This window comes from Allgaiera indica (genome assembly GCF_900106675.1).
In the GTDB taxonomy this organism is placed as follows: Bacteria; Pseudomonadota; Alphaproteobacteria; order Rhodobacterales; family Rhodobacteraceae; genus Acidimangrovimonas; species Acidimangrovimonas indica.
Genome location: NZ_FNOB01000044.1, coordinates 1 through 10,503, shown reverse-complemented (window position 1 = coordinate 10,503; position 10,503 = coordinate 1). Strand labels below are relative to the sequence as shown.

At 64.4% G+C, this 10,503-nt stretch carries 10 protein-coding genes, 1 tRNA gene and 1 pseudogene; 8 read left to right on the top strand and 4 right to left on the bottom strand.

Annotated elements, in window-relative coordinates; all coding sequences use genetic code 11:
* Positions 1-83: pseudogene (locus tag BLV97_RS20975) on the top strand (IS5/IS1182 family transposase); the annotation flags it as partial.
* 4 nt (positions 84-87) lie between these two features.
* Here the strand turns inward: BLV97_RS20975 and BLV97_RS20970 are convergent.
* The 3 genes from BLV97_RS20970 to BLV97_RS19980 form a co-directional block, all read right to left on the bottom strand.
* Positions 88-309 (bottom strand): hypothetical protein, encoded by a 222-nt coding sequence (locus tag BLV97_RS20970; protein ID WP_051645972.1) that lies wholly within the window; start codon positions 307-309, stop codon positions 88-90.
* Positions 306-731 carry a hypothetical protein gene (locus BLV97_RS19985; protein WP_051645973.1) on the bottom strand — a complete coding sequence of 142 codons (426 nt, stop codon included), beginning with the start codon at positions 729-731 and terminating at the stop codon, positions 306-308. Before BLV97_RS19985 ends, BLV97_RS20970 begins: the two co-directional genes overlap by 4 nt.
* Positions 732-987: 256 nt before the next feature.
* Positions 988-1,061, bottom strand: a tRNA-Cys gene (locus BLV97_RS19980).
* Positions 1,062-1,188: 127 nt separating this feature from the next.
* Here BLV97_RS19980 and BLV97_RS19975 point away from each other — a divergent pair.
* From BLV97_RS19975 to BLV97_RS21355, 3 genes are all read left to right on the top strand, one after another.
* Positions 1,189-1,842: a protein-L-isoaspartate O-methyltransferase family protein gene (locus BLV97_RS19975; RefSeq protein WP_035840985.1), complete on the top strand. Its 654-nt coding sequence runs from the start codon at positions 1,189-1,191 to the stop codon at positions 1,840-1,842.
* 52 nt (positions 1,843-1,894) lie between these two features.
* Positions 1,895-3,268, top strand: coding sequence for a TolC family outer membrane protein (locus BLV97_RS19970; RefSeq protein ID WP_035840987.1), 1,374 nt, complete (start codon positions 1,895-1,897; stop codon positions 3,266-3,268).
* A gap of 99 nt (positions 3,269-3,367) precedes the next feature.
* Positions 3,368-4,597 (top strand): hypothetical protein, encoded by a 1,230-nt coding sequence (locus BLV97_RS21355; protein ID WP_176992675.1) that lies wholly within the window; start codon positions 3,368-3,370, stop codon positions 4,595-4,597.
* A gap of 382 nt (positions 4,598-4,979) precedes the next feature.
* Here the strand turns inward: BLV97_RS21355 and BLV97_RS19955 are convergent, their stop codons facing one another.
* Complete coding sequence (locus tag BLV97_RS19955) at positions 4,980-5,306, bottom strand: DUF6280 family protein (RefSeq protein WP_035840992.1); 327 nt, start codon at positions 5,304-5,306, stop codon at positions 4,980-4,982.
* Positions 5,307-5,521: 215 nt separating this feature from the next.
* Here BLV97_RS19955 and efp point away from each other — a divergent pair, with 215 nt between their 5' ends.
* From efp to BLV97_RS21350, 4 genes are all read left to right on the top strand, one after another.
* On the top strand, positions 5,522-6,085 hold the full coding sequence (gene efp, locus BLV97_RS19950) for an elongation factor P (protein ID WP_035840995.1): 564 nt from the start codon (positions 5,522-5,524) through the stop codon (positions 6,083-6,085).
* Between the two features lie 236 nt (positions 6,086-6,321).
* Entirely contained in the window at positions 6,322-9,489 is a 3,168-nt protein-coding gene (locus tag BLV97_RS19945) for a valine--tRNA ligase (protein ID WP_035840996.1), read from the top strand.
* A gap of 197 nt (positions 9,490-9,686) precedes the next feature.
* A complete protein-coding gene (locus tag BLV97_RS19940; protein WP_081824988.1) occupies positions 9,687-10,004 on the top strand; it encodes a Rid family hydrolase in 318 nt (105 codons plus the stop codon).
* Positions 9,937-10,446 (top strand): hypothetical protein, encoded by a 510-nt coding sequence (locus BLV97_RS21350; protein ID WP_176992674.1) that lies wholly within the window; start codon positions 9,937-9,939, stop codon positions 10,444-10,446. The genes BLV97_RS19940 and BLV97_RS21350 overlap by 68 nt, the downstream gene beginning before the upstream one ends.
* Positions 10,447-10,503: the final 57 nt, after the last annotated feature.

The window sequence follows — 10,503 nt, the reverse complement described above, 5'->3', positions numbered from 1 at the left end:
GTGTCGCAACACGATACGATAGATGTCCGAAGGTCTTCCTCTCAGCCATCGCCCTTGCCGCAACTGTCATCTATTGGCTATGAGTCCTCACCCTAGGGGAGATTTTCGGGTGTTCCGGCTTGCCGGAAGGGCCTGCAATAACTTTTTCACCTCGTTCGCATCCTGCTTCGTGATCGTGGCAAGCAGCCGGTCACGCCCGAAGTATTCGATCAGGATGTTCAGGTAGGCGCGGTTTTGACCGGTGGTCTTTTCAGCCCACTGGCGGGAATGCTCGGTGATACTGGCGGGAATGCTCGGTGATGAAGTCATCCACTGCCATGCCCAGCGACGATGACGCCAGCAAGGCGGCTGGAGGGGCCGCAGGAGGGACAGGGGCGAAGGCCGGTGGTATCGTCATAGGCATAATGCTCAAGACCCTTAGCGACCTCCAGAACGCGCCTCAGCATGTCGCGGCGGCCCTTCCGTAGCTCTGTCGCAATCCGGGGCATGCTGGCGTCCCAATCGGCATCGGACACCTCCATCTTGGTCTTGATGCGCGCGAACGGAAGCCAGATGGGGTGGGCGCAGTCGATGTCCATGAAGTTCTCATGGTCCAGCACTTCTTCGCGGGCGTCTGCCAAGGCGTTCTGCGACAGGCCGCGTCGGTCCAGCCAGTCAAGGTACTGGTCCAGTTGCGCCTTGAAGTAGGCTTGCACCTTCTCGCGTATCTCGCTTTGCCTCAGTCCCGCCAATGCATTGCTCTCGCGTAGTATTCGTCCGCAGGATGCAAGAGCGCGGGCCAAATCACCAGCCCGATCCGGGCAACGTGTCCGTAATGAGATCCGGACTGAGGCTCGCTTTCCCTCTATGAATGATGGGATAGGCCAGCGGAAGTAGTAAATCCCATGTCTTGAGCGGCTTAGATAGGATGACAGCATCATAGGGCGTGTGTCCCACTTTGTGTCACACCCGACCGCTAAGCCGCTAACGCTATGATTTAGAAGGAAATGGAGGCGAGTACCGGAATCGAACCGGTCTACACGGATTTGCAATCCGCTGCGTAACCTCTCCGCCAACTCGCCGTCGCAGGGGCTCACCTATACCATGTAATTTTGTCGCGCAATCCCCTTGCGGCGTCGCATCATGTTGCCGCCTGCGTGGGAATGTGGCAAACCAGTGCCAACGGAAACTAGACTGATGAGTTTAGCCATGGCCGACTACCAGACACGTCGCAGGGTGATGGTGGACACCCAGGTTCGCCCCTCGGATGTCACCAAGTTCCCGATCATCGAGGCGATGCTGGCCATCCCGCGTGAATTGTACGTTCCCGCACAGCGCCGCGACGCGGCCTATGTCGGCGAGAATATCGACCTGGGCCGAGGCCGGGTCGTGCTGGATCCGCGGGTGCTGGCGAAGATGCTCGACCTGGCCGATCTTCAGGCGGATGAACTGGTGCTGCATATCGGGGCCGGGCTTGGCTATGGCAGCGCGGTGATGGCGCGGCTGGCCGAGGCGGTCGTCGCCCTCGAAGAGGATCGCGAATTCGCCGCCGAAGCCCAAGCTGTTCTGTCGGCGCAGGAAGTCGACAATGCCGCAGTGATCCAGGGGCCGCTGACCGAGGGCGCGGCGAAGCACGGCCCCTATGATGCGATCCTGATCGAAGGCGCGATCGAACGCCTGCCCGCGGGGCTGGAAGACCAGCTCAAGGATGGCGGGCGGATCGTGGCGATCTTCATGGAAGGCGCGCTGGGCAGTTGCAAGATCGGCTACAAGCTGGACGGTGCGCTTACGTGGCGCTTTGGCTTCAACGCGGCGGCGCCGGTGCTTCCGGGCTTTGAGAAGCATACCGGCTTCGTGCTTTGATTCGCCAAGGCGGGTCAGGATTTTCAGACGGGCAGCATTTGGGACTGGCAGCATGAACAAGACGAACAGGCAGATACTGGGGCGCCTCGGCGCTGCCGCCATGGCGATCGCGCTGGCCTCCCCCGCCAGCGCCGAGACCCTGGCGGACGCGATGATCTCGGCCTACCGCAACTCGCACCTGCTGGAACAGAACCGCGCGGTTTTGCGCGCCGCCGACGAGAACGTTGCGATCAATGTGTCGTCCCTGCGCCCGACGCTTGGGCTGGCGGGCAGCGTCACCTCCAGCCATCCGGCCACCTTCTCCACGCTCAACAAGAACCTTTATGGCACCCTGGGGCTTCAAGCCAGCATGACGCTTCTGGATTTCGGTCGCACCCGCGCGGCAATCGAAGGGGCCAAGCAATCCGCCCTGGCCACGCGCGCCGCGCTGGTCGGGGTCGAGCAGCAGGTTCTGCTGGGGGCGGTCAAGGCCTATATGGACGTGCGCAACGCGCAAGAGGTGGTCCATCTCAACGACGGCAGCGTCCGGGTGCTGCGTCAGCAGCTGAAGGCCGCGCGCGACCGGTTCGACGTGGGCGAGATCACCCGCACCGATGTCGCCCAGGCCCAGGCCGCGCTGGCCGCCGCGCATTCAAAGCTGACGGCGGCGCAGGGCCAACTGGCCATGGCGCGAGAGGCCTACAAGGCCGCCGTGGGGCATTATCCTGGCAAGCTGTCGAGGCCGCCCAAGGCCCCCGCGATTCCGCGCAGCCTGAAGGATGCGGCAGCGATTGCGCAGCATGACCAGCCGGCGCTGAAACAGGCTCAATATCAGGTCAAGGCCGCGGAATACGCCGTCAAGCGGGCCAAGGCCCAGGTGCGCCCGACATTGTCCGCCACCGCGCAATACGGGATCAACAGCCTGTCGAACACGCAGCTGCAAGGCGTTCTGACACTGTCGCAGCCGATCTATGCGGGCGGCAAGATATCGGCCTATTACCGCCAGGCGCTGGCGCAGGAAGACCAGAACAAGGCTGCCCTTCTGCAAACCGCGGTTCAGGTCACCCAGAATGTCGGCAACGCCTGGGCGCAACTCGCCGTCGCGCGGTCGTCGATCACCGCCTATGACGAACAGATCCGCGCCGCCAAGACCGCCTATACCGGGGTCCAGGAAGAAGCCAAGCTGGGCTCGCGCACCACGCTTAACGTGCTCAACGCCGAACAGGCGCTGCTTGACGCCCGTGCCTCGCGCGTGTCGGCCGGCACCAACGAATATGTCGCGGTCTATCAGCTTTTGGCCTCGATGGGGCTGCTGACCGCCAAGCACCTGGGCCTTGGCGTGCCCAGTTACGACCCCACCGCCTATTACAACGCGGTCAAGTCGGCGCCCGCCACCAGCGTGCAGGGCAGGGCTCTGGACCGGGTGCTGAAATCGATGGGCAAATAGGCCGCGCCTGCGCTTTGTGACCCGGCGGCCGCGACCAGCCGTTGTGTCGGTTGCGTGACCGGGCTACCCTAGCTGCAGGTTCCAAAGGGGATACTGCGCATGTCCGATCCGATGACCAGAACCGATATCGAGGATGTCCTGTCCTCGATTCGGCGCCTCGTCTCCGAAGAGGCCCGGCCCGAGCCGCCGCTCCGCGCGCCTGGGGCCGCGATTCGCGCGCCCGACCCTTCCGCTGCCGAACCGAAGCTGTCCGGGCGGCTGGTGTTGACGCCCGCCCTGCGCGTAGCCGAGGTGCCGGATGCCGCGAACGACGGCCGCGACGCAACCGCGCCTGCCGCGCCCGCAGCGCCCGCAGCGCCCGCAGCGCCCGCAGCGCCCGCAGCGCCCGCAGCGCACGAGGCGCCGCCAGTGTCACCCCGGGCGCAAGATCCGGCCGAGCCTTCGGCCGCCCCTGCCGCGGGTACGCCGCCCGAAGATGGCGCGGCGGACGCAGCCGGGGCGCTTTCGGAAAAGGCTGGCGTCGCCGCGATCGAGGCCACGATCGCAGAGCTCGAATCCGCGGTCGCAGCCCGGGTCGAGCAATGGGATCCCGACGGGACCGAGGCCGCGGTCGAAGATGAAAACCATCTGGATGCCTTCGTGGGCCCCGTGCGGTTCGTCCATCGCGGCGCGGGCCACGCGACTCCGCCCGCGGCCCTGGGCGGTGCCACGCGGGTCGCTCCGACCCGTCCGCATCCCGAAAGCCGCCGACGCGCGGCAGAGCATCCGACGCAGGAGGCTGCGGCCGAAAACGCCGCCGACGCCGCTGCCGGAAGAAAAGCCAAGCCGGCATCGATCAGTGCGTCGGACGCACTGGCAGAGACGCTTGCCCAATGCGCCGAGGCCGCTGACGCGCTGTCCGAACCCCAGGAAGCCATGGCGCCCGCGTTCCACAGCGGCCGCGGCATGGGCGCGACTGCCGGCACCCAAGATGCGCCCGACGCGCCAACCGCGCCCGAAGCCGATACCGACGCGATCGACTGGGAAGATTCCCAACCCGAGGACGCGCCGCCCCCCGGGGCCGGTTCCCAAAGCGCCTTTGCCGATCTCGGCCCCCGGATCGACCCCGGCCCCGCGCCCGAAGCCGGCCCCGCCGGCACGCCAACCCCGGCCGGGGCAGAGGCGGATCCTGACGGCGCTTTTCTCGACGAGGAGGCTTTGCGCGATATCGTGCGTGAGATGATCCGGGAGGAATTGCAGGGACCGCTGGGTGAACGCATCACCCGCAGCGTGCGCAAGCTTGTCCGGTCCGAGATCAACCGCGCCTTCGCCAGCCGCGATCTCGAATGATCCGCTAGGGTGCTGACAGCTCCGCCCGGCGCTTGCCGCCGGCACGGAAGCATCCGCGCGGAAAGACGGACGCCCCCACCCGCGCCCCGGATCAGGGCAGGATAGCGGGGCCTTTCATATGCGTGCCGAGACCGGGCGCGACCTGCGGCATCCCTATGTCTGTCTGGGTCGGCCGCGCGCGTGCCATCCGATCGGTGCCCTGGCGCGACCGCGCTCTTTTCATGCCAATCGAAGGTGGCGAAACGGCGGGGAATTCGCTGCTTGGTTCAAACGGCATCGATGTCGGCCTGCAATGCGCGCCGGCCGGAGGGTGACGGACTGGCACAAACGAAAGACGCGCCCTTCAGGGCGCGTCTTTCGCGACACGGTGGCGATGTCCGAATCAGGCGGCTTCTGCCTGCTCCAGTTCCAGCGCATGGCGGCGCTCGCTTTCCTCGCGCGACAGCGCGACGGAGGTGCGCACACCTTTCGAAACGAATTCCATCAAACCTTTCACGACCCGCTCGTTGGGGTCGATCCCGGCGCAGGACAACACTTCGCGCCCGTCGCGCGAACGCGCCCAGCGGGCGATCTGCTCGGGGCCGTTGCCGTATTTCTTGTCGTCGGCAATCGCATCGTCCAACGCCGCCAGCACCACGGCGGCAAAAAGCTTGCGCGACCGTTGGCCCTGCTCGAAGTTGAATGCGGTGCCGTCAACGAAATCGACCATGATAGCGTCCTTTTATTATTGCTCTTGCGTTTCCTGGCGTCCGGCGAATATGGCCTTTTTGGACCGATTCGGTATCCCCTGTTGAGAATGCCAGCCATGCGCACACTGCATGGCTCGAGCGCGATCTCACAGGATCTAGTCGTCTTGCCAGGGATTGTCTCGCGAGATATAGGGTCTCGCGCCGAACGATCAAGCTTTTCTCAAGGTTCCCCCAGATGCCCAAGATCAACGGAAACGAAATCCGCCCCGGAAACGTGCTCGAGCACGACGGCGGCCTTTGGGCGGCGGTGAAGGTAGACCATGTGAAGCCCGGCAAGGGTGGCGCCTTCGCCCAGGTTGAGCTGAAGAACCTGCGCGACGGCCGCAAGCTGAACGAACGTTTCCGTTCGGCCGACAAGGTCGAGCAGGTGCGGCTGGATATCAAGGATCAGCAATTCCTCTACGAGACCGACGGAATGCTGACCTTCATGGATACCGAAAGCTTCGAGCAGATCGAACTGCCGGCCGACCTGCTGGGCGAACGTCGCCCGTTTCTGCAGGACGGAATGACCGCGCATATCGAATATTACGGCGCCGAGGCGCTTTCCGTGCAATTGCCGCAGAAGGTCGTCTGCCAGGTGGTCGAGACCGAGCCGGTGGTGAAGGGCCAGACCGCCGCCAAAAGCTTCAAGCCCGCGGTGCTGGACAACGGCGTGCGCATCATGGTGCCGCCCTTCATCGCGCAGGACGAGAAGATCGTCGTCCACACCGAAACCTTCGAGTATTCCGAACGCGCCTGACCTTCCGGGCCGTCGCGCCGGATGCCCCTTGGCGGCGTATTCTTGCCAAGGCCGGGCCGACAGGGTTCGCCCTTTCATTGTTCCGCAAATACGCCCCGCACCAGGCGCCGCCAGGCGGGACCTATCCACGCAGGACGCTTGGCCACCCCCAACGCCCTTGGCCTTCCCGCCCGCATTCGCTAGAGCATCTGGCAAAGCCGCGGGTCGCCTGCCCGCGCCAGTTGCGGGACGCTCAGATGACGATGGACAAGACCTTCAACGCCGCCAAAGCCGAGGCCCGGCTTTATGCCGACTGGGAAAGCTCGGGCGCCTTCAAGGCGGGGGCCAATGCCAGACCGGGGGCCGAGACCTTCTGCATCATGATCCCGCCGCCGAACGTGACCGGCAGCCTGCACATGGGCCATGCCTTCAACAACACGCTGCAGGACATCCTGATCCGCTGGCACCGGATGCGCGGCCATGACGTGCTGTGGCAGCCGGGGCAGGACCATGCGGGCATCGCGACGCAGATGGTGGTGGAACGCGAACTGGCCAAGGACAAGTCCAACCCCAGCCGCCGCGAGATGGGGCGCGAGGCCTTCCTGTCCAAGGTCTGGGAATGGAAGACGCAATCGGGCGGCACCATCGTCAATCAGCTCAAGCGGCTCGGCGCCTCCTGCGACTGGTCGCGCAACGCCTTCACCATGTCCGGCGCCCCAGGCGCGCCCGCGGGCGAGGACGGCAATTTCCACGATGCCGTCATCAAGGTCTTCATCGAGCTTTACAACAAGGGCCTGATCTACCGCGGCAAGCGGCTGGTGAACTGGGATCCGCATTTCGAGACCGCGATCTCGGACCTCGAGGTCGAGAACATCGAGCGCCCCGGCCACATGTGGCATTTCAAGTATCCGCTGGCGGGGGGCGAGACCTACCTGTATCAGGAAAAGGACGCGGACGGGAACGTCACCTTCGAGGAAACCCGCGACTATATCTCGATCGCCACCACCCGCCCCGAGACGATGCTTGGCGACGGCGCGGTCGCGGTGCACCCGTCGGACACGCGCTATGCCCCGATCGTCGGCAAGCTGTGCGAAATTCCGGTGGGTCCGAAGGAACACCGCCGCCTGATCCCGATCATCACCGACGACTACCCCGATCCCGATTTCGGCTCGGGTGCGGTGAAGATCACCGGGGCGCATGACTTCAACGACTATCAGGTGGCCAAGCGGGGCGGCATCCCGATGTACCGCCTGATGGACACCCGTGCCCATATGCGCGACGACGGGCCGGACTATGCCACCTGCGCGGCACGGGCGCAGGAAATCGCGAACGGCGCCGCCTTCACCGAGGCCGAGGTCGACACGCTGAACCTCGTCCCCGACGAATTGCGCGGCCTCGACCGGTTCGAAGCCCGCAAGCGCGTGGTCCAGCAGATCACCGAGGAAGGTCTTGCCGTCATGGTCCCCGGCGATCCCGAGGAAAGCGAAGGCAACGTCTGCCTCGATCCCGGCATGGTGCCCTATGTCGAGCACAAGCCGATCATGCAGCCGTTTGGCGATCGCTCGAAGGTAGTGATCGAGCCGATGCTGACCGACCAGTGGTTCGTCGCGACCGACAAGATCGTCGAACCCGCGCTGAAGGCCGTGCGTGACGGCATGGCGGCGCAGGAGGCCGGAATTTTCGACGAAAATTCGGGCACCACCCGGATCCTGCCCGAGCGGGACGCCAAGACCTATTTCCACTGGCTCGAGAATATCGAACCCTGGTGCATCTCGCGGCAATTGTGGTGGGGGCATCAGATCCCGGTTTGGTATGGCCTCGGCATCCACCGTACCCATTTCATCGACGACGAAGGTGACGGCGATCTTGATGAGGTCGAACTCTTCCGTCTGCTGGTCGACGGTGCCTTCACCCAGCGCGACCTGACCCAGCATTGCGGCCCCGATTTCGAAACGGTAGCCGCCGGCTTCCGCCACAGCCTGTCCCACCTGCCCACGCCACTGCAGGCCTGCCGCGTGGTCGAGGTGGCCGACAAGGCCACCGCGGTCGAGGTGCTGACCCATGCGCTGGCCCGCTACGAGGTCGATCGCGACCCCACCCATCTGGTCTATCCGGTGTGGCGCGATCCCGACGTCCTCGACACCTGGTTCTCCTCGGGCCTCTGGCCGATCGGCACGCTGGGATGGCCGGAAGAAACCGAAGCCTACGCCAAGTATTTCCCCACCGACGTGCTGGTGACCGGCTTCGACATCATCTTCTTCTGGGTCGCGCGGATGATGATGATGCAGCTTGCCGTGGTGGATCAGGTCCCGTTCCACACCGTCTATGTCCATGCTCTCGTCCGCGACGAGAAGGGCAAGAAGATGTCGAAATCGGTCGGCAACGTGATCGACCCGCTGGAACTGATCGACGAATACGGCGCCGACGCGGTGCGTTTCACCCTGACCGCCATGGCCGCGATGGGCCGCGATCTGAAGCTTTCGACCGCGCGCGTCGCAGGCTACCGCAACTTCGGCACCAAGCTGTGGAACGCCACCCGCTTTGCCGAGATGAACGGCGTCTTCGAGGGCCACACGACAGCCGCGATCCCCTCGCCCGAGGCCCGCGTCAACCGCTGGATCGTGGGCGAGACCGCACGCGTGCGCCAAACCGTGGACGAGGCGCTGTCGAACTTCCGCTTCAACGACGCGGCCAACGCGCTTTACGCCTTCGTCTGGGGCAAGGTCTGCGATTGGTATGTCGAATTCGCCAAACCCCTGTTCGACGATGCCAAGACCGCGGCCGAGACCCGCCAGACCATGGCCTGGGTGCTCGATCAGTGCTTCATCCTGCTGCATCCGATCATGCCCTTCATCACCGAGGAACTCTGGGGCCTGACCGGGCAGCGGGCCAAGAAGCTTGTCCACGCCGACTGGCCGGCATACGGCGCCGAGCGGATCGATACGGAAGCCGACCGCGAGATGAACTGGGTGATCACGCTGATCGAGGAAATCCGCTCGGCCCGCGCCCAGATGCATGTGCCGGTGGGGTTGAAGCTCGACATGCTGCAACTGACGCTCGATGAGGCCGGGCGCGGCGCCTGGGCGCGCAACGAGGCACTGATCAAGCGGCTGGCACGGATCGAAAGCCTTACCGAGGCCGAGAAGGCCCCCAAAGGCGCGATCACCATTGCGGTCGAGGGCGGCAGCTTTGCGATTCCGCTCGAAGGCATCATCGACGTCGCCGAGGAAAAGGCGCGGCTGGCGAAGACGTTGGAGAAGCTGGAAAAGGACATGGGCGGGCTGCGCGGGCGGCTGAACAACCCCAAATTCGTAGCCTCCGCCCCCGACGAGGTGGTCGAGGAAACCCGCGAACGCCTGGCGCAGGGCGATGAGGAAGCCGGCAAGCTGAAGGCCGCACTCGCGCGCCTGGCCGAGGTCGGCTGAGGCCAAGATACGGGGCGAAAGCGCGTGCCCTAGGGCGCGTGGGTCCCATGCCTTAGAAGGTGGCCGCGACTCTCGCCGGTCCGGTGCACAAACAGAGCCGGCGTTGACCCGCGCACCGCGCCGGTCATTATTGCGGTCACTTCGAACCGCGAGGAAACAGGGCCAAAAGAGTACTCATTCCGCCGGGGGCGGGGCAAATGGCGGACCGGATCCAGCTTTCTCTGGGCGTCCTATCCGGCAACCATGTCTTTCTGACCGGCATGACCGGAAGCAGGCCGGACGGCACCATGCCGGCAGGCCTGCATATCCAGTTCCGCCAGGCATTCGGCAAGATCGGAGCAGTTCTTCAAGAGGCCGGGCTGGACTTCATTTCGATCATGGAAATGACAAGCTACCACATTGGCCTGCGCGACCACTTCGAGCGGTTCTGCACGGTCCGCGCGGAATGTGTACCCGACGCAGTTCCTCGAGGAATGGCTCAACGCGCGCACCCTCGATGCCGAGGATCTGGCTGATCTCGCTCCCTCGCTGCAATCCGAGAAGATTGTCTATCGCATCACACGCTACCTGGACGATAGATCCACTCACGCGCTTGAGGGGGCTCCCGAGAGACCTTCATACCGCGACGTTGAGTCCGACCTCGCGCGCCTCGGCCGGCATCTAGATGCTCAAGTCGGAGAGGAAGAGCCGAAGCCGAGCATGACTTTACGTGAGGTCACCGCTCAGATGCGACACGACAGCGACGTCTCAGGTGAGCACGCGCGTGCGCTTTCGAAGTGGTTGGAGGAAATGGTCCCGATCGTCGACGAGGACAATGAGCAAGAAAACAAGAGGTTGGTGAATTTGCGCGAGCGAATTTCCATCTCACACGATCGGGACGCGGCTGTTGCCACGCTAGAGAAGCGGCTGCCGGTGTTTGTGAGCTACTCCCCGTCTCTTGGACAGGATCTGGCGTAAATTAAGCTACTCGTTGCACCTGCTGATCGGGTTGATTGATATCATTTCTCTGCCAAT

Bases quoted from the DNA above. Each gene is read 5' to 3' on its own strand.
- BLV97_RS20970 (WP_051645972.1), bottom strand. From the start codon at position 309: ATGACTTCATCACCGAGCATTCCCGCCAGTATCACCGAGCATTCCCGC.
- BLV97_RS19975 (WP_035840985.1), top strand. From the start codon at position 1,189: ATGGCCGACTACCAGACACGTCGCAGGGTGATGGTGGACACCCAGGTT.
- BLV97_RS19970 (WP_035840987.1), top strand. From the start codon at position 1,895: ATGAACAAGACGAACAGGCAGATACTGGGGCGCCTCGGCGCTGCCGCC.
- BLV97_RS21355 (WP_176992675.1), top strand. From the start codon at position 3,368: ATGTCCGATCCGATGACCAGAACCGATATCGAGGATGTCCTGTCCTCG.
- BLV97_RS19955 (WP_035840992.1), bottom strand. From the start codon at position 5,306: ATGGTCGATTTCGTTGACGGCACCGCATTCAACTTCGAGCAGGGCCAA.
- efp (WP_035840995.1), top strand. From the start codon at position 5,522: ATGCCCAAGATCAACGGAAACGAAATCCGCCCCGGAAACGTGCTCGAG.
- BLV97_RS19945 (WP_035840996.1), top strand. From the start codon at position 6,322: ATGACGATGGACAAGACCTTCAACGCCGCCAAAGCCGAGGCCCGGCTT.
- BLV97_RS19940 (WP_081824988.1), top strand. From the start codon at position 9,687: ATGGCGGACCGGATCCAGCTTTCTCTGGGCGTCCTATCCGGCAACCAT.